This window comes from Desulfuromonas sp. TF (genome assembly GCF_000472285.1).
GTDB lineage: Bacteria > Desulfobacterota > Desulfuromonadia > Desulfuromonadales > ATBO01 > ATBO01.
The window spans coordinates 297,745-319,002 of the sequence record NZ_KI421413.1; the positions used below are offsets into that span (position 1 = coordinate 297,745).

General features: G+C 53.8%; 20 protein-coding genes and 1 tRNA gene. 7 read left to right on the forward strand and 14 right to left on the reverse strand.

Annotated features, from left to right (window positions below):
- The first annotated feature begins 89 nt into the window (after positions 1 to 89).
- On the forward strand, positions 90 to 1,565 hold the full coding sequence (locus tag DTF_RS0103955; protein ID WP_155890706.1) for a hypothetical protein: 1,476 nt from the start codon (positions 90 to 92) through the stop codon (positions 1,563 to 1,565).
- Here the strand turns inward: DTF_RS0103955 and DTF_RS0103960 are convergent.
- Complete coding sequence (locus DTF_RS0103960) at positions 1,523 to 2,293, reverse strand: dolichyl-phosphate beta-glucosyltransferase (RefSeq protein ID WP_027714266.1); 771 nt, start codon at positions 2,291 to 2,293, stop codon at positions 1,523 to 1,525. The two genes, DTF_RS0103955 and DTF_RS0103960, sit on opposite strands and share 43 nt — an antisense overlap.
- An 88-nt stretch (positions 2,294 to 2,381) precedes the next feature.
- Between DTF_RS0103960 and DTF_RS25955 the strand changes: the two genes are divergently transcribed.
- On the forward strand, positions 2,382 to 2,819 hold the full coding sequence (locus tag DTF_RS25955; protein ID WP_081702783.1) for an SH3 domain-containing protein: 438 nt from the start codon (positions 2,382 to 2,384) through the stop codon (positions 2,817 to 2,819).
- A gap of 12 nt (positions 2,820 to 2,831) precedes the next feature.
- Here the strand turns inward: DTF_RS25955 and DTF_RS0103970 are convergent, their stop codons facing one another.
- Positions 2,832 to 3,572 carry a bifunctional 2-polyprenyl-6-hydroxyphenol methylase/3-demethylubiquinol 3-O-methyltransferase UbiG gene (locus DTF_RS0103970; RefSeq protein ID WP_027714267.1) on the reverse strand — a complete coding sequence of 247 codons (741 nt, stop codon included), beginning with the start codon at positions 3,570 to 3,572 and terminating at the stop codon, positions 2,832 to 2,834.
- A gap of 74 nt (positions 3,573 to 3,646) precedes the next feature.
- On the opposite strand from DTF_RS0103970, the gene DTF_RS0103975 reads away from it, so the two are divergent.
- The 5 genes from DTF_RS0103975 to DTF_RS0103995 are packed head-to-tail and all read left to right on the forward strand — an operon-like array spanning position 3,647 to position 9,978.
- Positions 3,647 to 5,353 (forward strand): 6-pyruvoyl-tetrahydropterin synthase-related protein, encoded by a 1,707-nt coding sequence (locus DTF_RS0103975; protein WP_027714268.1) that lies wholly within the window; start codon positions 3,647 to 3,649, stop codon positions 5,351 to 5,353.
- Positions 5,343 to 6,500, forward strand: a complete 1,158-nt coding sequence (locus DTF_RS25155; RefSeq protein WP_162148589.1) for a mannosyltransferase family protein — start codon at positions 5,343 to 5,345, stop codon at positions 6,498 to 6,500. The genes DTF_RS0103975 and DTF_RS25155 overlap by 11 nt, the downstream gene beginning before the upstream one ends.
- 3 nt (positions 6,501 to 6,503) lie before the next feature.
- On the forward strand, positions 6,504 to 7,394 hold the full coding sequence (locus DTF_RS21800; protein WP_051360860.1) for a prenyltransferase/squalene oxidase repeat-containing protein: 891 nt from the start codon (positions 6,504 to 6,506) through the stop codon (positions 7,392 to 7,394).
- Positions 7,391 to 8,392 (forward strand): DUF362 domain-containing protein, encoded by a 1,002-nt coding sequence (locus DTF_RS0103990; protein WP_027714270.1) that lies wholly within the window; start codon positions 7,391 to 7,393, stop codon positions 8,390 to 8,392. The genes DTF_RS21800 and DTF_RS0103990 overlap by 4 nt, the downstream gene beginning before the upstream one ends.
- A 59-nt stretch (positions 8,393 to 8,451) precedes the next feature.
- Positions 8,452 to 9,978 carry a hypothetical protein gene (locus DTF_RS0103995; protein ID WP_027714271.1) on the forward strand — a complete coding sequence of 509 codons (1,527 nt, stop codon included), beginning with the start codon at positions 8,452 to 8,454 and terminating at the stop codon, positions 9,976 to 9,978.
- Positions 9,979 to 10,161: 183 nt separating this feature from the next.
- Here DTF_RS0103995 and DTF_RS26385 read toward each other — a convergent pair whose 3' ends face one another.
- The 12 genes from DTF_RS26385 to DTF_RS0104055 form a co-directional block, all read right to left on the reverse strand.
- Positions 10,162 to 10,329, reverse strand: coding sequence for a hypothetical protein (locus DTF_RS26385; protein ID WP_155890710.1), 168 nt, complete (start codon positions 10,327 to 10,329; stop codon positions 10,162 to 10,164).
- A gap of 74 nt (positions 10,330 to 10,403) precedes the next feature.
- A complete protein-coding gene (locus DTF_RS21805) occupies positions 10,404 to 12,596 on the reverse strand; it encodes a bifunctional diguanylate cyclase/phosphodiesterase (protein ID WP_051360862.1) in 2,193 nt (730 codons plus the stop codon).
- Positions 12,597 to 12,687: 91 nt separating this feature from the next.
- Complete coding sequence (locus DTF_RS27730) at positions 12,688 to 15,303, reverse strand: thrombospondin type 3 repeat-containing protein (protein ID WP_081702784.1); 2,616 nt, start codon at positions 15,301 to 15,303, stop codon at positions 12,688 to 12,690.
- A gap of 329 nt (positions 15,304 to 15,632) precedes the next feature.
- Complete coding sequence (locus DTF_RS0104015; protein WP_027714272.1) at positions 15,633 to 16,271, reverse strand: response regulator transcription factor; 639 nt, start codon at positions 16,269 to 16,271, stop codon at positions 15,633 to 15,635.
- A 218-nt stretch (positions 16,272 to 16,489) separates the two neighbouring features.
- Positions 16,490 to 16,564, reverse strand: a tRNA-Val gene (locus DTF_RS0104020).
- A 96-nt stretch (positions 16,565 to 16,660) separates the two neighbouring features.
- Complete coding sequence (locus DTF_RS0104025; RefSeq protein ID WP_051360866.1) at positions 16,661 to 17,179, reverse strand: HD domain-containing protein; 519 nt, start codon at positions 17,177 to 17,179, stop codon at positions 16,661 to 16,663.
- Between the two features lie 7 nt (positions 17,180 to 17,186).
- Positions 17,187 to 18,980 (reverse strand): chloride channel protein, encoded by a 1,794-nt coding sequence (locus DTF_RS0104030; RefSeq protein ID WP_027714274.1) that lies wholly within the window; start codon positions 18,978 to 18,980, stop codon positions 17,187 to 17,189.
- A 188-nt stretch (positions 18,981 to 19,168) separates the two neighbouring features.
- Positions 19,169 to 19,504 (reverse strand): type II toxin-antitoxin system RelE/ParE family toxin, encoded by a 336-nt coding sequence (locus DTF_RS0104035; RefSeq protein ID WP_027714275.1) that lies wholly within the window; start codon positions 19,502 to 19,504, stop codon positions 19,169 to 19,171.
- Between the two features lie 8 nt (positions 19,505 to 19,512).
- The gene (locus tag DTF_RS0104040) at positions 19,513 to 19,728 is read right to left on the reverse strand and encodes a hypothetical protein (protein WP_027714276.1); all 216 of its coding nucleotides are present in this window, start codon (positions 19,726 to 19,728) and stop codon (positions 19,513 to 19,515) included.
- A 14-nt stretch (positions 19,729 to 19,742) separates the two neighbouring features.
- Entirely contained in the window at positions 19,743 to 20,420 is a 678-nt protein-coding gene (locus DTF_RS0104045) for a hemolysin III family protein (protein WP_081702786.1), read from the reverse strand.
- On the reverse strand, positions 20,417 to 20,956 hold the full coding sequence (locus tag DTF_RS0104050) for a nitroreductase family protein (RefSeq protein WP_027714278.1): 540 nt from the start codon (positions 20,954 to 20,956) through the stop codon (positions 20,417 to 20,419). Before DTF_RS0104050 ends, DTF_RS0104045 begins: the two co-directional genes overlap by 4 nt.
- 24 nt (positions 20,957 to 20,980) lie before the next feature.
- Positions 20,981 to 21,205, reverse strand: a complete 225-nt coding sequence (locus DTF_RS0104055) for a hypothetical protein (RefSeq protein WP_027714279.1) — start codon at positions 21,203 to 21,205, stop codon at positions 20,981 to 20,983.
- Positions 21,206 to 21,258 lie beyond the last annotated feature (53 nt).

Below are 21,258 nucleotides of genomic sequence, written 5' to 3' on the forward strand. Positions count from 1 at the left end.
AATAGATTTTTGAGATGAGGCACCGCTTTTAAATCCGCCTTTATCAGATTTGATCCGCGTCCAATGATTGAAGTCTCTGAGGTAATCTCTTGAAATTACGGTTTCTTCCAGATATCGGCGGAGCTTATTGCTTCGTCATTTTTATTATCATGGTGCTCTTCGCCGGCCAAAGAGCACTTCGTGACGGCGATACCTTATGGCACATCAAATTTGGCACTCTCATACTGGAACAGAAGGAACTGGTCACCAAGGACTTCTATTCTCATACGGTCTACGGGCAATCCTGGACATCGCATGAATGGCTTGCGGAAGTCATCATGGGAGCCATCCACAACGTCGGCGGTATTCCCGGAGTAGTCATTTTTTATTTTCTGATAGCGGCGCTGAGTTATTGGATGCTGTTCCAGATCGCAGCCCAGGTAGGCGCCAAAGAGTGGCTTTCCATTTTGGTCGTATCCATTGCCGTTACTCTCACCATATCCCACCTTCTGGCGCGACCTCATATATTCACCTGGCTGTTGGGGTTGATTACGCTCTACATCCTGCATAAAGGCGGGCGACGGCTTTTTCTTCTGCCGCTGTTGATGATTCCATGGGCCAATCTGCACGGAGGCTTTGCACTTGGCTTGACCCTTCAGGGACTCTTTATCGTCGGCAATATAGCGGAGGACCTTTCAGCGACCGGGATTTACGAATGGAGAAGAGCCATCGCCAGACAGAAAACACCGGCTATCGTTCTTTTCTTGAGCCTGGCTGCAGCATGCATCAATCCTTTCGGCTATAAACTGCTGTTATTTCCTTTCCAGGTATCCAGCGGTTCATTCAGTCATTTGATCAGTGAGTGGATGTCACCGAATCTTCAAGCTTTTTGGGAGTTTCGGCTCTATCTGCTTCTTATTGTTTTTCTTCTTTTTTTCGGAGCCTCGTCCGTAAGCTGGACCTATCGTTTTCTTCTTCTTTTTTTAATCAATGCTGCCCTGGTCCATTCAAGACATATGAGTATAGCTGGAATCTTTCTTACCCCTTTCCTGGTGCAGGCCCTTCTCCCTTTTCAACAAAGACTGGCCTCTTTCAGGAAGCATGAGATCATTAAACAACTGACGCTCTCCAAAGTTTCCGGCCCGCTATCAACAACACTTCTCTGTATTTTCCTGGTTCTGGGCATCAACCAATGGCCGGACTTGAAGAAGGCGGCCAATGCTCTCATCGCCCTTCCGGATAAATTCTCCAGAGAAGCAGTCGAGTACCTTTCGAAGGATACTCCCGCCGGCAATATGTTCAACTATGATGAAATGGGGGATTACCTGATTTATGCCATGGATCCGCCGCCGAAGCTATTTGCTGACGGGCGGCTCGATATGTATGGGCAAAAGATCGTGGAGGATTACGCAAAAATCGTAACCCTTGAGGAAGAAGCGGATGAACTGCTCGCGTCCTACGAAATCGATTGGGTGCTCTACCCTCCCGGTCCGCTCATCCGCTATCTGGAAGCCAGAGGATGGCGTGAAACCTATCGGGATGATCAAGCGGTCATTCTACTGCGGACCTCCGAGGTCGCACCATAGCTACCCGTCACGCCGAATAATCGGATGATAAAGAGATCCCGCAGCATCTGCATGGAATGAAACACGGGGTTTACCTTGCTTAGCGGATTATTCCGCCACAGAACGCCAATTTCCGCTATATCGAACCCCTTGTGTCGGGCGACAAAGAGCGCCTCCACATCGAAACTGAAACCGTCGATTCTACAGCAACCGAAAATCTCCCGTGCCGCATTTCTTTTGAAACATTTGAAGCCGCACTGGGTGTCGCTGATGCCGCTGACCGTAAAGAGTTGCACCAGTTTGTTGAAGGATTTCCCCAGCAGGACACGATAGAAAGGCTGATATTTGACGATTCGTGCTTCACGGGTTGCTCTTGAACCGATGGCAACGTCATATCCTTCGGATAATGCTTTCAGCAACTTCCTGATTTCTCTGACAGGAGTGGAAAGGTCGGCATCGCTGAACAGGACGTAAGAACCCGAAGCGGCAAGGACCCCTGTTCTGACCGCATAACCTTTTCCCCGGTTGTTTTCGTAGCGTATCAATCTAACTTCCGAATGTCCCTTGGAAAATCTCTTGACAAGTTCCGAAGTTCCGTCTGTGCTGCCGTCATCGACAACAATTATTTCAAATTTATTAAATCTCCGCTTGAGAGATCGCCATAGATGAGGAAGAGTCGAATATAATCTTTCTTCTTCATTGTAAGCCGGAACAACAACGGATATTTCGATTTCATCAAATTTTCTCATTGGAATTCCTCCTGCGAATTGAAAAATTTCTGTCTTTAGTTATAGTTTAACCAAAGATCATCGGAATTCTAGTTTAGAGGGAGGAAAAATGATGAGATATCTGCTGGGCGCATTACTACCTTTCTTTATATGCGGAATATGTCATGCTGAAATTGTAACAGTCACCGCACATACATCAGAGATATTTAGCGATACTTCTCCGACAATATCACAAACCATACTGCAGGCTCCCCGCTACTATCCTTTGTCCGTTCAGGGAGAGAAAAACGGATATTTCCGTGTGAGGGATTACGAGGGACGAGTGGGTTGGATCCAAAAATCTCAGGTCGGGAATACCAAGGGGGTCGTTGTTGAAGTGGCAAGGGTGAATATCCGAAAGGGTCCGGGTACAAACCATCCCGTCGTATTCAAAGCCTACAGGGGTGTGACCTTTCAGGTCTTGGACGAGAAGGAAGGATGGCTGGAAGTCAAGCATGAAAGCGGACAACGGGGCTGGGTCTCAAAACCCCTTACCTGGGGCAGGTAAACGCAAATCCTGTTATAGGGTTTCGGTTGGACGCGCAACTGCGATCAGCGATACTCCGAATGGCACCTGAATTTTGCCGATCCAATTTTTTTCAGAGGAAAACGTCTTGTACAGCACGTCGTTTAATCTTCTTGGTGGCACCTTCAGATCTATCGCATCTTCGATAGAGAACATCCTGTTCATTATCCTTTTGACGGCAATCGCTGGATATAGGAGCGAATTGAAATAGCTCAGGTATTCGACCTTCAGTCCTGCTCCTGTCAGGATTCCTTTCAATTGATCTTTCAAATAACGCCTTTTATGGTGGTGAGCGACATCATGACCACTCCAGAGATGGGGGAATGCAGGCACGGTAATCAGCATCATCCCGTCAGATTTCAACTTCTCTGCCAGGCAGAAAAGGGTTTCGGAATCGTTCTCAATGTGTTCAATCACATCGAATATTGTAATGATGTCGAAGGTTTTCTTTTTAAAAGGGATTTTATCGGGGAATTTTGCCCTGACCACGCATCCGGGCGCTTCTCCAACGGCGATGGAGGCCGCATATTCATCGAGTTCAAGACCGACAACATGCCCGAATTCGGAAAGCCACTTCAAGTTTCCTCCTGTACCGCATCCGGCATCAAGAATAAGCTTTCCCTCCCGTCTATCCACTTTTTGTCTCATAAGATTTTGCAGAATATCTCGTCTTCCCCTGAACCAGAAATGCTGAGATTCGATATCCGCCATCAGAGGATAAATAAATTTTTCCACGGGTTTTTCTCCTTTGCGGAGATGAATCCAGATTTTAATTCGTTTCAGATAGACAATTTCTATTGATGTAAAGTATGCCAGATAAATCTAAAAATGCTTATCGTCATTACATCCTCATAATAGTTGCCGGGGCTGTTTTTACGATTCCTGCTTTTCTTTCGGACTTCTATTCCGGTCACAATGTTTTGACCCATCTTCTTTGGTCCAGGCATTTTGCTGAACAGTTCTGGTCGGGAGACCCCTATCCGCGCTGGTTGATGAACATGAATTCCGGGTTGGGCAGTCCGGCATTTTTCTTTTACTTTCCTGTCCCTTACCTCTTTACAAACCTGTTTCATCTTCCCCTTCTCGGCCTTGACCATTCCGGTTGGCTTCAATTGGGGTTATCCTCTGCTTCGGCATTGGCTCTGTCCGGCATCGGAGCTTATCTCTGGCTGGAGAAACTGGTCGACAGAAATTCAGCTGCCATCGGGGCGGCCCTTTACATGATCATGCCGTACCATCTTCTCATAGATCTTTACCTGCGTTTTGCATTTACTGAATTCTGGGCTTTTGCCTGGATGCCTCTGATCCTGTACTGCTCTCATCTGGTTGTCGAAGGTAAGAGGTCGGCAATTCTGAGTTATGCCGTTGTTTACTCCCTTTTAATCATGACCCATCTACCAACGACTCTCCTGTTTTCTCCCGTTGCTATTTTATATAATTTATTCTTATGCAAAAGCAATTTTAACCTTAAATTAATTTCAAGAATTATTTTTGCAAATATTTTGTCTTTTGGTCTTTCTGCTTTTTATCTCATTCCTGCACTGACAACCCAATCAAATATAAGTATGAATATCATGAACAATGGTTTATACAATTATTCCAAAAACTTCTTATTTTCATCATTAAATGAACAACCTCCCGATTCACATTATTTTTTGAGCAGTTTAAATTTTGTCACTGTATCTGTATTTTTAATAGCTGTTCTCTGCTTTTATCTGATAGGCAATAATAATGAAAACAATTCCAAACAAAAAAGATTCTGGATGACCATAAGTATTTTTTCAGTCTTCATGATGTTGCAGGCTAGTTCTTTTGCATGGAAGGCTCTTCCCCTCTTACAACGAATTCAGTTTCCGTATAGAATGAATACCGTGCTGACAGTCGCGGTTACGGCCCTGGCAGCCATTGCCCTGTCAACCATTTTTGACTCCCGACCGAAAAAGAAGCTGACGCTGAATCAAAGATTTGCCCTCGTTCTCTTTTCTTCTTTTTTCCTGAGTCAGATGATTATGACTGCGGCAACGGTTTACGCCCGGGCGACGGGTGAGTGGGATCCGGAAAAACAGAGGGTGATCAAACAGGAGCTGTATACCAGTCCGGAAGTTCCCGAATACAGACCGCGCTGGGCAGCCCCCTCTCTGCTCTATGGCGAACAGCAAAAACGTCCGGCAGCCGTAATTGAGGGGGGAAATGCCAAGGTCACCCTCTGGCAACCGCGGCGGATCGTCGTCGCGACGGCTGCAGAGAAGCCTTCCGATCTGGAGATTCGGCACCTTTTTTATCCCGGATGGTCTGCAGCGCTTGATGGCCTTAAAGAAAGCGATCTCTCGGTCCGGCCTTCACCGGAAGGTCTCGTGAGCGTTTCCGTACCGCCGGGACATCATGAGATTGAGCTGACCCTTCAGCGACAATCTGGTGAAAAGGCCGGCATGTCAATAAGTGTGCTCAGTGCTTTTATCGGATTTCTGAGTCTTTCGAGACTCTTCAATGCGGGGAACAGGATTCATGACACCTGAGACATCACCCTCCGGAAACAGTCTAAAAGAAGCATGGAAAACAACTATTCTCGCCTTTCTCGCTTCGCGCGTTTTGAGCGGTCTTTTTGTTTATCTGGGCCATATTCATCGCAGTCGGATATCTGATCCCGGTGCCTGGGAAGGTGTTTCCCATCCATGGCTTAACCCCTGGACGACGTATGATTCTGTTTATTACCTTGTTATCGCCCGAAGCGGATACATTTTCGAGAATATCACGACAGCCTTCTTCCCCTTTTATCCCTGGCTTTTAAAGCTTGGAGGAAGTCAACAGACAGGCATGGCCGCGGCTGGAGTCATTATCTCGAATCTCAGCTTTCTTTTCGCCTTGTTCCTTCTCTATCGTCTTACAGAAATCGATTTCGGCCCAAGCGTTTCAAAAAAAACCGTCTGGCTCCTTGCTTTTTTCCCGACCACCTCCTTTTTCAGCGCCGTTTACGCCGAGTCGATCTTTCTGCTCCTGGTCCTCGGCAGCTTTTTCTCTGCAAGGAAGGGTAAATGGGAGTTTGCCGGCATCTGCGGACTGCTGGCGTCGCTGACCCGCAATCCCGGCGCGCTGATCTTCGTCGGTTTGGCTCTCGAATATTTCCGGTCGGTAGATTACGACTTTAGACGATTGCGCTTCCCTCCTCTTTTCTTTATTTCACAGCCCCTGATCGGTTTCATAGGGATGCAGTTCTATCTATGGCATAAGCTCGGGATTCCCATGGCCGGGGTGGCGAGCCAGCAATCCTTTTATCGCTCGCCCGGATGGCCATGGGAGGCCGTCTGGAAAGATTTCGTCGGATTTTTTACTTACCTTCACTTCGATCTGGTCACTTTCATCAACCTCCTGGTTATTTTTGCAACCGTCTTTCTCCTTGTCCGATTCGGCCGGATACTTCGCCCGTCGTATGGGGTATTCCTGATCGGCCTGATCTTGATGAATCTGATTTATTACATAAAGATCCCACCGCACACCACCGGAACTGCAAGATATATACTGACTGCTTTCCCTTTTTTTCAGCTGCTAGCCTTATTGGTCGAGAAGAATGGATTCAGGGCTCTTGCACGTCCGATGGCAGGGACGTACGCCTATACATGTTTTCTTTTCAGTTTCCTGTTCGGGCTGAAGTCTTTTTTAGGATAAACGATGGATCCTGCTATCCTGAAAATCCTGACCGAGTTGAACCAGCGCTCGCTTTCCGGGGGCGGATTCGAGGAGTTCCCGGGCAAAGGATACCGACCCGATTCGACGGCTTGGGCTGTCATGGCTTTTTCCGCGGTCGATTTAAACCATGCTTCGATAGCCCCGGCTCTTCGTTCCCTGACCCGGAGCCAGTCGGGTGACGGCGGGGTTGCCCTTTTGCCCGAATATCCCCAGGCCTGCTGGCCCACTCCACTCGCGATCCTTGCCTGGATGAACTTCCAGGAGTGCGCGGAGCCCCTCCAGCGAGCCATTTCATTTCTTCTGCATTTCACAGGTGTGCATGGAGACAATCCGGTGGGCAGTCCGCTTGCTCACAACACGGCCCTGAAGGGGTGGCCCTGGATTGCCGATACGCACTCGTGGGTCGAACCTACGGCCCTTTCCGTAATCGCCCTGCGGTCGGCGGGACATCGAGGCCACTCGCGAATTGCCGAAGCCGTCGAAATGCTCATGGACAGACAGCTGCACGACGGCGGTTGGAATTACGGCAACACCGAGGTTTACGGCCAGCAGCTCAGCCCCATGCCCGACTCTACAGGACTGGCCCTTTGCGCTCTTTCCGGTCTGATCACGGAAAAAGAGGTTATCGGAAGCATCGCCTATCTCAACGAAACGGTTCCGGAAATCAGGACCCCTTTTTCTCTATCCTGGGGACTGTTGGGACTGAATGCCTGGAATCGCCCTCATGAAACTGCCGGAGAGTTCATTGATCGGTGCATGAATCGTCGTTTTCTCTATGGCGGTTTTTCGACTACCCATCTCTGCCTTCTGCTGCTGGCGCATCCGGATATGGCCCAATCGTCGATTTTTCAGATGCAAGGGAGTAAAACTTGAATCACGAAAAGGACGGAATAACCCGTCGCGAATTCATCCTCGAGGCCGGAGTTCTGGTGGCAGGGGTTTCCGGTGTCTCCTGGATGTTCGGCCACGAGCGGCCGAAGGCGGAAACCTTCATCGCCAAAGTGGACTCCTACGGCGCGGATATCGCCTCGGTTGTCCGCCGGGGGCTTGCAGAGATCGGTGTGCATCCGGAGGAAGTCCGGGGGAAGAGGATTCTACTCAAGCCCAACATGGTGGAGGTCCGTCGCGGAGCGGAACACATCAATACCCATCCGGCGGTCATCCGGGGAGCGGCGGAAGCCTTTCTCTCCCTGGGCGCAAAAGGAGTCATGGTCGGCGAAGGAGCGGGACATTCAAGGGATTCCATCTACGTTCTCGAAGAATCGGGGCTGGCGGAAACGCTTCGGGAGGATCGCATCCCGTTCGTCGATCTGAACAATGATTCGTTATTCATACTGCCGAACAGAACCGGTCTGACCCGGCTGAAGTCGCTCATTCTTCCCGTTTCACTCAAGGAGGTGGACTGGATCGTCTCGGTCGCCAAGATGAAAACCCACCACTGGGCAGGGGTGACACTGAGCATGAAGAATCTCTTCGGAGTCATGCCGGGCGCCGTCTACGGATGGCCCAAGAATGTACTCCATCAGAATGGGATCGAACGCTCCATACTGGACATCAACGCCGCCGTCAAGCCGCATTTCGCCATCGTCGACGGGATCATCGGCATGGAAGGGGACGGGCCGATAATGGGTGATCCAAAACATGCTGGGGTACTGGTGATGGGACGAAATCTGCCGTCCGTGGACGCCACCAGTGCCCGAATCATGGGGATCGAACCTCAAAGGGTGCACTATCTTCATGTCGCATCAAAATGGCTGGGACCGGTTGCTGAGAACGCCATCATCCAAAAAGGAGAAAACATAGCCGCCGTGCGACAGAATTTCGCCCTCATGGATAATATCGCGGCGCAGAAGGGTCTGCGTATAACTTGAGACAATGAGTGCTGCAATCATTCTCTTGGGCATCGAATAGTGCGCTTGGAGAGTTCAACATGCCAAAATTCCTGCCGGATATTGCCGGCCTTTTCTGCCTCACCACTTTTCTCGTCAAATCATTTCTCCGCAATGACACCCTGCTGGAGGACGGCGATCCTTTTTGGCATATCAAGGCCGGTTCTGTGATGGTTGACAACAATGCTCTTTTGACCAGCGATATATTTTCCCATACCGCAAACGGAACCCGTTGGATTTCCCATGAATGGCTGTCGGAAGTCCTCATGGCCCTGCTGCACCGGGCCGCAGGTCTGGGAGGTGTGGTGTGCGGTGCTCTGCTGCTGGTTTCGCTCTCCTTCTGGATATTGTTCAGGGTCACCCGGCAATTTGCCGGTAAATGGGTCTCCCTCTTGTGCGTCTCGCTGGCTTATTACCTGTGCGGCACGCACCTTGCGGCGCGTCCTCACCTGTTCTCCTGGTTTTTCATCACGGTCACCCTGGCCATCCTCCTCAAGGGTGGACGCTGGCTTTATGGGCTCCCTTTCATCACGGTGATCTGGGCAAACATGCATGGCGGCTTCATTTTCGGGCTGCTGCTCCAGGCCTTCTTCATATCGGGATCCCTGCTCGATGGGCTGGCCGACAAAAAACTGCCATGGACATCCCGGTTCATTCATCTCAAATCCCCCCTCATTGTTCTGGCGATAAGCATTGCCGCAAGCGGCATCAATCCGTTCGGGTTCGAACTCCTGTTGTTCCCCCTCCAGGTGACGAAGGAGATTTTCGTAACGAGCATTCCCGAATGGCAATCCCCGGATCTTCGGCTTCTCTGGCAGTTCCGCTATTTCCTGATCTTTCTGTTTCTTGTAATGTCGTTCAGAGGATCTTCACTTTCATGGACCGAGCGCCTGCTTTTCGTTTTTTTTATCAATGCGGCTCTCATGCATGCACGCAACATCAGCGTGATGGTGATCATTCTCACTCCCTTCCTGGCCAGGGTATGCAACCAGATGGTCCAGAAAAGTTCAATAAAGCTGCGCACCAATTCAGCCGCCAAGCCCGTGCCGCTCTCAGCTGTAACAGGCCCATTGTTCACTCTGGCCGTGGGTGCTGCCTTTATCGGCATCTGCACCTTCGCTGAATCTTTTCATAACCCCTTCGAACCCCGTCACATCTTGAGCACTCAAAGAGATCGTATTGAGGAATTGAGCACCTTCATCGATGCAAACAGACCAGAGGGGAACCTTTTCAATGAATACAACCTTGGAGGGTATCTTCTTTATGCGATCGACCCCCCGCCCAGGGTGTTCATCGATGGCAGAGCCGACATGTATGGAGAACAGATATTTTCCGATTACAAGCGCATTGTGTTTTCTGAGGATCTGAGGGAATCTCTCCTCAACGCCTACGAGATCGACTGGATAGTTTTCAATAAGAATTCGAGCATCGTCGAGGATCTGCGCGCCAAAGACCAATGGGAGCCGGTTTTCCAGAATGACGATTTTGTGGTGCTGAACCGGATTGACGCCCCGACCCCACCCCTACACAAAAAAAAGCCTGCCATCACTGGCAGACCCTCGATTTAACATGCTAATACTGCCTCCATTATGCCCGTAGGCGGCAAATAAATCGGTTCCCGGCGCCCTCCGATTCCGTTTCCGCCATGCCGAAAGGAAGAAAGAGGCCATGCCCCCCGGTAGCAGGTCAGGGCTCGTCCTGCCGGTGGCCTTCGGATTGTCCGTCAGCCTTTCCTGCCGTGATCCAGGTTCTCATTCTCCCGCGGCATCAGGTGCCAGACGCCTTTGCAAATAGCCGGTTTCCGCTTCATCCGGAAGGGAAGGCCTGGTTTCCGGATCTCTTGCCATGGCCAGAAGGGACATGAATACCACGCCGACCAAAAACCCTCCTAAAAATACGCCACCAACGATCCAGATCATCTCTTCCTCCTTTCTTCCTTTTTCCCGTCAGAACAAAAATCCTTGTGCAGGCGCCGACCGAAAGCAGTGCCGACTCACCCGAAAGGAGATGAAGTTTGAAGATGCTGGCCGAGATATTGAAGGGCCAAGATCTGTTTCTCCTTCGGTCCGGGTGCAAAAATCTCCGACTCCGCCTCCAACCATCGGACCAGTTCCTCTGCTTTCATCGGGGCACCCAGAAAGAATCCCTGGCCTTCGCTGCAGCCGCTTTCCTGCAGGAACTCGAGTTGGGCGCGGGTCTCCACCCCCTCGGCCAGAACCTTGATCTTCAAGGTGTGGGCCAGGGCAATGACCGCCGTCACGATGGCGGTATCCCCCGGATCGCGCTCGATGCCGGCCACAAATGCCCGATCGATCTTGATCCGGTCGATCGGGAAATGCTTCAGGTAGCTCAGGGAAGAGTAACCGGTGCCGAAATCGTCGATGGAGAGCTGGATCCCCATTCCCTTGAGGATTTGCATTATGGTTGCCGTTTGTCCGGCGTGCTCCATGAGGACGCCCTCGGTGAACTCCAGCTCAAGTCTCGCGGGATCGAGCTTCGTCTCAGCCAGTACGCGCTCGATGAGATCGGTAAAGTCGGGCTGGCGCAATTGATGGCCCGAGATGTTGACGGCCACCCTCTCCACCGGACAACCCGCCTCGGCCCAGACCTTGGCCTGGGTACAGGCAGAGCGCAGGACCCACTCTCCCAGCCTGTAAATAAGGCCGCTGCTTTCGGCCAAAGGAATGAATCGCGCAGGCGATATATCACCTAACTCGGGGTGGCGCCAACGGGCAAGCACCTCTACCACGCAGCGGCTTCCGGTCTGCAGGTCCCATTGGGGTTGGTAACACAGAGTGAGTTCCTGCCGGTCAAGCGCCTGCCGAAGTGCGTATTCCAGGGCCACCTTCTCCATGATTTCCCTGTTCATCTCGGGCGAAAAGAACTGATAGTTTTGCCGGCCCCCTGCCTTGGCTCGGTACATGGCTGTATCGGCGCAGCGCAGCAGCACCTCCAGGTCGGGAGCGTCGTTGGGATAAAGGGCAATACCGATGCTGAAGCCGGCATAGGTCAGTCGCCCGTCGATCTCGAAGGGCGGACGGAAGGTTTCCTGAATGCGAAGAGCCATGCTGGCGGCGGTCTTCTCGTGCCTGACAGCCAACATGACCACGAACTCGTCCCCTCCCAACCGGGCCAGGGTGTCAGCCGCACGGATGCAGCTGGAGAGCCTTCGGGCCACCTCCTTGAGAAGCTTGTCGCCGAACTCGTGTCCCTGAGTGTCGTTGATGTCTTTGAAATTGTCGAGGTCGAGGAAAAGGACGGCGACCGCCTGCCTGGATCTGTCGGTCGATGCGAGTGCCTTTTGCAGGCGATCGAGAAAGAGGGCTCGATTGGGAAGACCGGTGAGAGGGTCATAATAGGCAAGCTGGTGGATTTTCTGCTCGTTCTTCTTGCGCTCGGTGATGTCCTCACAGATAGTGGCGGTGCCGAGAGATTCCTTCCGAGCGTTCCGGACAACGACTGAAGCGAGCTGGACCGGAAACTCTTCACCATCTTTGCGTCGGTTCACGCTCTCCCGCCGCCATATGCCGCATTTGTGGGTCTTTTCCAGAACCCGGGCGCCGTGCAGATGTTCCGGCGCCAGAACCCGGGCATCCTGGTGCAGGAGTTCTTCCACCTTGTAGCCGTGCATTGCCGCTTCAGCCGGATTGGTGTAAATGATCCTCCCTTCGGCATCGCTGAGAGTGATGCCGATCGGCAACGACTCCACACCCGCCCCCAGAAGTTCGAGGCGGGCCTCGCTTCTGTCCAGTTCTTCGAAGGCCCTGCCGGCCCGTACCAGGTAGCGGGCTCGGCAGGCGAGAAGCTCTCCGTTGACCGGCTTGGAAATGCAATCGCTCGCTCCGGCCTCGTAGGCTTTGAGTATTGAAGCGGTGTCCTGAAGCCCGGTGACCGCCAGGATCGGCGTGTGCCTCCCTTCCTTTAAGAGCCGCAGATAGGCGCAGGTTTCATATCCGTCCATCTCCGGCATCACCAGGTCAAGGATCACCAAGGCGGGGCGCAGCCGCAGAAAAAGGTCGAGCGCTTCCTGCCCCCTGCAGGCCTCCTCCACCTGGAAGCCGGCTTCCTCCAGGGCTGCACGGCAGGTCTGGCGCATGAAGACCTCATCGTCAACCACCAGAACCATCGGCCGCTCGACGTCGGGCCTGGCGACCGACTTCAAGGTTTTGTCCGACTGATGCTTCATATACTCATCTCCATCATGGCCTTCGGATGATGCCGGCGCCGCCCGAAAGCAGCGCCGGCTTTCCCCGACTTACTCGCTCCCCCGCCAGGAGCTAGAAGCCGCAGGTTCCGGCCGGGATGAACCGTATGCCCGTGCCTTCCTCTTCCGCCGTCATGACCCGGGGCACGTAGTTGACGGGCCCTATGTTGGTGTTGGCGGCCTCGAAATCGGCCTGTGTCGGGCCCTCGACCAGGAACGCCGCCAGGGCTTCGATGACCACCTTGAACCGCAAGCCGGCGTCGGCATCGGTATTGGCCATGTTCAGACACAGCACCGATTGCTTGATGTTGCTGCCGCCGGAGAGGGCGTCGACGGCAAAACTCTGGCCGCCGTCAATTGTGTTGTCGAGGACCAGGACCGACAACCGGCTGGTTTCGTTGGCCTCGAGATCGATCCCTTCCTGGGAAGTGTTCGAGACATGGTTCATCTTCAGGACAGTGCGGTGCTTTGCACTGCCGCTGGACAGGGATCTGATGCCGGGCCTTACCGTTCCGGTGACCGAGTTTCCGCTCAGAGTGCTGGTCACTTTTGAAGCCCCTCCGGCTTCCAGAACGATTCCCGCACCACCTGATTTTTCGACCTGGTTATTTGCAATCATCACCTTCCCGCCCGCGGCGCCCTGTCCGTAGATGACCTGGATTCCGTCATCGGCAACCCCCAGCGCAGCCGTACCCAGAGTATTGCCGGAGATATCAAGGTTGGCGGCGGACGCCGTAGAGGTGCTCACCTTGATTCCTACTCCCCTTGTGTCGTCGATGATATTGTTCGAAATGAATCCGTTGCCGGAAACGTTTGAGAGTAGAATTCCCTCTTTTCGTGTGCCGGTAATGCTGTTTTCATGGATATTGAACCCGCCGGAGCCGCTGCCGGAAATACCGGCGCTTCCCACCTGCCCCCCTTGGAGACGCAGCCCTGCCACCTCGTTGTTGGAAGCCACATTGACGATCGCGACCGGATCGGCGGTGTCGACGATGACCGGAGGACCTGCCGCCGCAACGATGGTGAAGCCGTTGAAGATGAAGTCCACCCCCTGGCCGAGCAGTTTCTGGTCCGCCTTCAGAATGAATCCCAGGCTCTGGTTGGCGGAGGTTCCGTCGCCTTCATAGACAAAGACGGTGTCTCCCACGTTCGAGACAACCTCGGCCGCCGTCAAGGCATTGAAGGGGCTATTGAAGTGTCCGTCCCCACCCGGAGCGGCAATGTTGTTCACGTACCAGGCCAGATGGTCCATCCCGATGGTGACAGTTACCGGAGTGCCGGAGCCCGACGGCGTATAGGTGAAGGTATCGTCGCCGGTAGTTCCGGTCACCGGTATATAAGTGAAGCTGCCGTCGGCATTGACCGTCACAGAACCGCCGAGAGCGGTTTCACTGTCAGAGGCTGCGATGGTGGTTCCGTCCGGATCGTTGGCCAGCAGACCCTGCTCGCTCGTTACAGTCAGCGGTGTATTGCCGATCCACTGGTAGAGGTCGGCCACAGGTGACGCGTCACAGGCGTCGCCGATACCGTCGCCGTCCGTGTCGGTCTGATCGGAATTGGCGGTGCCGGGACAGTTGTCGCAGGCGTCGCCGATGCCGTCGCCGTCTGTGTCGGTCTGCGCCGGGTTGTCGGTGTCCGGGCAATTGTCGAGGAAATCGATGACTCCGTCGCTGTCGGAATCGTCCTCGCAGGCATCGCCGACCCCGTTATCGTCGGAGTCGGTCTGGTCGGGGTTGGGCACCGTGGGGCAGTTATCAAGGAAATCATCGGTCCCGTCACCGTCGAGGTCCTCCGTGCAGGCATCTCCGATGCCATCATTATCGGTATCCGTCTGATCCGGATTGGAGATATTGGGACAATTGTCCTGGAAATCGGGCACCCCATCAGCATCCCGATCGCTCTCGCAGACGTCGCCGATTCCGTCTTCATCAGTATCGGTCTGGTCAGGGTTGAAGGTGCCGGGGCAATTGTCAATAAAATCAGGTACTCCGTCACCTTCCGTGTCTCCCTCGCAGGCGTCGCCGATACCATCGCCGTCCAGGTCGATCTGGTCGGGGTTAGGCACCGTTGGGCAATTATCGAGGAAATCGCTGAATCCGTCGCCATCGGTATCACCGCTGCAGGCGTCGCCGATGCCGTCATCGTTGGAATCAGCCTGGTCAGGGTTGGGTACATTGGGACAGTTGTCGGTGAAGTCGTCATCACCATCGCCGTCACGGTCGCCGGTACAGGCATCGCCGATGCCATCCCCGTCGGTGTCGGCCTGGCCGGGATTGGGAATATTCGGGCAGTTGTCCAGAGTGTCGTCGATGCCGTCTCCATCCTGATCTAAATCGCAGGCATCGCCGATGCCGTCTCCGTCGCTGTCGATCTGGTCGGAGTTCGGCACGGCAGGACAGTTATCCACGAAACTGTCGACTCCATCGCCGTCCGAATCCCCTTCACAGGCATCACCGATGCCATTGCCGTCGGTGTCGGCCTGGTCTGGATTGATCACCGTCGGACAGTTGTCCACCGCGTCTCCGATCCCGTCGCCGTCCAGGTCCCCATCTGTGCCGACAGGGTTTGTATCCGCTACCTTGGCGGATCTGGATTTGCTCCCTCCTTCGCAGGAGATCAGAGCGAGAGCGCCGAAGAGACCTGCCAAAACAAGCAGGAACACCAAAAACCTACTTCTTTTCTTAGCCATGGCCGCACTCCTTTAGGATGGATAACAACATAAGTTCAAATTCATAATCGAAAGTCTTATTCCAATAGGATCATACTTCCGTGAGGTGTCAACCGACTTTTGAATATTTTTTTTTCACACGAAAGATGGAGAAAAAAATTCGGCCCTTTCCCGGCATCCCTTATGTCGATTCAGTCCGCCTGCCCACACGCTTAAAATGTGGTCGCGCATCTGTAAAATCTGGTGTGGTTGAAAAGCTGAGCGGCCAGACCTGGAGGTGATATCGTGCTGAGTGGAGAACAAAGGACAGGGTATTGGAAGGTTAGCGGGAAGTGGATGAGCGCGTGAAACTATGCTTCTTTCAGTTCATCAGGATCGGACTTTATTTTGGCGGCGCAAATAGCCAGTTTAAGCCGGTTTGAGACACCGAATTTTTTAAAAAGATGGTTAACATGGGATTTCACGGTCGGTTCGCTGATGGAGAGCTTTTCTGACATCTCCTTGTTGGTAAAGCCGGAGCACAGATAATGCAGGATTTCCATCTCTTTTTTAGTCAGATGCATTTCCTTGTTCGCAACATCGGGGCGGTGAAGTGATTTGTTTATCGTCTTTCGATCTATCCACAATTCTCCGGAATGCACTGTCCTGATTGCCTTTTTGAGCAACTTGGAGTCAGACTTGTTAGAAACCAGACCGACCAAGCCCTTAGAGACCACCTCCTGCAAATCTTTATAGGGGAGGGAAAGGTTCGAACTGTTGCTTAAAAGCAAAACCTTTAAGGATTCTTCAGCGCGGAAATCACGGAAGATCGTGTTGCAACTGCCATGATCGGCAATAACAACATCGTGATCCAGTTTCAGCATCTCTTCCAGATCGCCATTGCTGCAGGAAATCCCGACGATGTCGATCTCCTCGTCGTCTTCAAGAAGCCTTTTCAGACCTTCAGCAAGGAGATAGGTTTTGCAACATATCAGAACATTTATCGGCATCTGGGTCCTCTTTTTGTTTACAGCCCATATTGGAAAGCACGCAATGAATAGTCGGTTAAGGGCAACCCTCCCAATAAAATTGAATTGTCCCTTCTTTTTAAGTGTAGCAGGTAGTTTGGATTTGCAAGTGACGCTTGGTTGAATACTTGGTCAACCGGAAGTAGAGCCGGAAGAAAAAAAAGGGACCAGCCGCTGTCGACTGATCCCTTTGATTTCTTTGGTGGGCGTTCACAGGATCGAACTGTGGACCCCTGCCGTGTGAAGGCAGTGCTCTCCCGCTGAGCTAAACGCCCTGATATGAGGCTGAATTTATAGCAACTCGCGGCCGGAGTGTCAATCTCTTTTTCGCGCTTTTAAGAATGATCCCGTATCCCAGGGCTAAATCAACATCATGGGAGAAAAAGAGTAATGGCGCGGCGGAAACCGGGTTCGGTGAGCATGCACTTTTCAAGAATGGCACGGATCTCATCATGGCTTTTTGCTGGGAGGACTTCGGCCAGGTTCACCAGGGCGTCGGCATCCCAGAGAATGCGAAACTCGGGGGAGTCGATCGCCGCCGGTGTGTGGTGCGAGCCGATCAGGGAACAGACGGCGGATACGAAGCGCTCGGGAGCGCCGAGCCCGCTCAGGATTTCCCGCGCGACAGGGGGACCCTCCTGCTCCTGGTAGGGTCCGGCGCACGAACCGTACTTGCGCTCGGCCTCCGGGATTCCGATATCGTGAAGATAGGCGGCGGCCATGGTCAGCATTTCGTCTGCATCAATATAGGCCAGCAGCTCTCTGGCATACCCGGCCACCTGAAGGGCATGCTCGATCCGACGTTTATCAGCTCCGAAATACGCCTCCATGGCGGCCCGGATTCTCCCGGGAAAATCGGTCACAAGTTCCTCCCTTGTATCCTCACCCATGTTCCCCTCATTCTCCCTTGTATTTTTCCAACTCAGCGGCATATCGGGAGAGAACCGCGCGCCGGGAGAGCATGAAGAGCACCTTTCCGGGCTCCTCCTCGTCGACCACGGGAATCTCCTCAAGACCTCGCCCAGACAGCTTCTGCAGAACCTTGGAGAGGGTATCCGAAGTTTGAATCTTCACCACTCGGGCAACAGCTATATCTCGAGCCAGAACAAGACCCGGCGGAATCTCCTCGTGGAGAATGCGGCGGATGTCATTGATTGAAAAAATTCCTGTCATCATCCCCTGATCGTTCACCACGGGATAGTAGGCCCCATCGGCGGTGGCAATCCTTTGCAGTATCTCATGCAGGCTCAAGTCTTCCGGAATGAATGTCGGGTTTCGACCCTGGTCCTTGAGGTCTGAAACCTTGAGTCCCTCAAGGACATCAATGACGAATTCCCCGAGATGGGCGGGTGAATCAATCCGGCTGGGAACCTGGTTTTCATAGATGGTGTTTCGGCGCAGAACGATCATCGGCACCACGCACACCAACATGAGAGGGGCCAGCAGGCCGTAGTTGCCGGTAAGCTCGCTGACCATGATCAGCGTGGCGACCGGAGTGTTGGCAACGCCGGCGAAAAAGCCGGCCATTCCGACAAGGACATAGGCGCGTGGATCTTGAACCACGGACGGAAAGAAGTGGACCGCCGCGGCGCCGAAGGCGCCTCCGAGCATGGCGCCGATGACCAGGCTGGGAGCGAAGACGCCGCCGGAGCCTCCAGAAGAGATGGTCAGGCTGGTAGCCAGGATTTTGGCCACGGCCACCACCACCATGACCCACAAGGCGATTTTCCCGTAAAGCGCCGCCTGAACCAGGCCGTAACCGGAACCGAGTACCTGGGGAACCACCATGGCCAGCAACCCGAGCAGCAATCCGCCCAGGGCCGGCTTGAGCATCGTGGGCATACGCAGGCGACGGAAAAAATCCCGCGTCCGGTAAAAGACCTGAACGTAAAACTTTCCCAGGAGAGCGCAGAGAATTCCCAGACCGAGATAAAGGATCAGTTCGCGCGGGTGATCGAAGCGAAAGCGCGGAGTGTCAAGAAGCGGCTGCCAACCGGTCACCGCGCCGAAAAGGGAATAGGCGATGATCGAAGAGATGATGCAGGGGACGAGGCCTTCGTGTTCAAACTCGGGATCGCGGTAAAGAACCTCAACGGCAAAGAGGGCGCCCCCCAGTGGAGAGCGAAAGGTGGCGCCGATCCCTCCGGCCATGCCGGCCAGCAGCAGGATGCGCCGGTCCGCGGCCGAGAGGCCGAGTCGGGTGGCGAGAAAAGAGCCAAAACCGGCGCCGATCTGGGCGATGGGACCTTCCCGTCCCGCCGAACCGCCGGTGCCGATGGTCGCTACTGAGGCGATTCCTTTGATCAGCGGCACCCGTCCGCGGATATAACCCCCTTTTTGATGGCAGGCGTCGATGACGGCATCGGTTCCGTGGCCCTCGGTTTCAGGGGCAAATTTGAAGACGAGAAAGCCGGAAACGAGGCCGCCGATAACCGGAATGAGAAAAAGGAACCAACGATGGTCCATGTGCAGGGAATCGATCGCCGTTTCCCCGAGGTGAGCGAGCGCCTTCGCCCCCTCTTCAGGGGGATGGTAGCCGGCGAGATGATGAAGGAAATATCCCTCCACGAAATTAGCGGCGAAGTAGAAGACCAGAGCACCCAACCCGGCTACCAGCCCCACGAGCACGGCGAGCATGGTCGGGCGGGCCATGGAGTGCACATCCAGAAGATTCTTAAGCGATTTTTCCATCTCCGGAAAGGTTTTCAGGGCCCACCGGCTTTCTGATCTGGATTTTTGGCTGGTCATGAATTCACGTATTGCGGAAATTGGGATGGGGGATTTATCCTCGTAAGGACTTTACATACCATGCCCGAATCGGGTTCGCAAAGAATATCTCCCTTAAAGGCAACGACTTCGCGCTGTGCACAACAACAGAATTACAATTTGTTGATTTCGTTCTTGTGATAAACATCGAAGAAAATGACACTGTGGTCTCCTACCTCGGAGCAGTGCCCGCACTTGTCTTCGAGGCGGCGGTTTTCCTTGCGGCACTCCTCGCACCAGTAATAGATCAGACGGTAATCCCGGCGCCCCACGTACTTCTTCATTCGCCCGTGATGCAGACCGTGCATTTTGCCGTCGGCATCGCCGGGATGGGCCAGAAGGCGGTGAATCACCTTCCAGATCCGTTCGTGCCCTGGGGGGTCGCTCTTCCTGATCCTCTCCAGTCGCTCGCTGAAATGAGAAGTGGGAAAATAACTGTAAATATGCATCGATAAATTCACCTGGTGCGATACTGAAGGAAAATTTTCTGGGAAACAGCGGCGAAGATGTCCTTGCGCCCGTTCATGTTCTTCAGGATGTAACCGACAATATCCTCGCCCCGGGCGCCCTCCGGGGATGGAATGAATTCCATCTCCTCTACACTCTCGGGATGGAGCTTCAATTCTTCATTCAAAAGAGTAATGTACTCTTCGGGGGAAACGCGCTGCTTCATAGCATCCTCCTTCTTCAGATGGGCGCCACATACCGGAAAATGGCGTAATAATGGCAGGCGCTGCCGGCCAGAACGAACCCATGCCAAACGGCATGATTGAAAGGAAGACGGTCCCAGGCGTAAAAGATCAGCCCCCCCGAGTAAAAAAGACCGCCGGCGATCAGCCAGTCGATCCCGGCCCCTGGCACCGCAGCCACCAGCGGTTCGTAGGCGATGACGATCAGCCAGCCCATGCCCAGGTAGAGCAGCGGGCCAAGGATGCGAAAACGGGCGGTCATCACCACCTTGAAACCCACTCCGGCAAATGCCAACCCCCAGACTGCGCCGAAAAGCGACCAGCCCCAAGCGCCCTGCAGGCTGACCAGCGTAAAGGGGGTATAAGTGCCGGCGATGATCAAAAAGATGCTGGCATGGTCGAGAATCCTGAAGACGTACCTGAGCCGCGGCCGCCGAACCGAGTGATACAAGGTGGAAATAATATAAAAGAGGACCAGGGTCACCCCATAGAGAGAGCAGCTCGCAACACGCCAGGGGTCGCCCTGCTGAGCGGTTATCCGAACCAGCGCGACAAGTCCGACAACGCTCATCAGGGCTCCCGCGCCGACCGTGATGCGGTTGGCCAGTTCCTCCCCGTCCGTATAGACGACGAGGCGCTCTCTTATGAATTTCTCTTCCTGGTCTTTGCTTGTCATTCCTCAGCGGAGCGGCGATAAGTGTTGATATGGATTTTATCGAACGGCAGGGATTCCTTCGGATGTCCCGGAGGGTTTTCGTCCGGATGCCCAATGCCGATAATCGAGGCGACCACATAGCGCTTCGGCAAGCCCAGAACCTCCCTCAGGTACTCTTCCGCGCTGCGCCCGTCGCCGTGGGGCCGCAGGCGAATCTGGGCCCAGCAGCTCCCCAGTCCCATCGATTCCGCGGTCAGCTGAACGATGATCGAGGCGATGGCGCAGTCCTCCACCCAAACATCGCAGCGCTCCGGATCGGCGCAAACCACCACCGCCAGAGGCGCCCCTTTCAGAAAGGCGGAACCGTGCTCCTTGGCGAGGGCGAGCTCATCCAGCATCACCTCATCGGTGACGACGATGAACTCCCAGGGATTGCGCCCCCGCGACGAAGGCGAACGCAAGAGCGCTTCTGCCAGAATGTCGATTTCATCCTTCCTCAACGGTTCAGGCTGAAACTTGCGGATACTGCGACGTTTTTCAAGTAATGGCAGAAGCATGCTACCCTCTCTTTTCATCTCGGCTCAACCGCAGAAAATCCGCACCAGTTTTCGGATCGGTCCCGTCCATGAACAGCCCGTACAGGCAATCTTGGAGAAATCGAGTCCCGAGAGATCGGCATGGGAGACTTCGGTCGGAAACGGCTTGCGGTCGGGATCGACATGAAAGTAGATTTCCTCGCCGGCGGCATTGTGCACATAGAAACGATGGCCGCCGCAGGCGGGACACAGCAGATATTTGATCGGCATATCACTCGCTTGCCCGCCATAGCCGAAGGCGACGGCGGGTCACTCGTCATTTG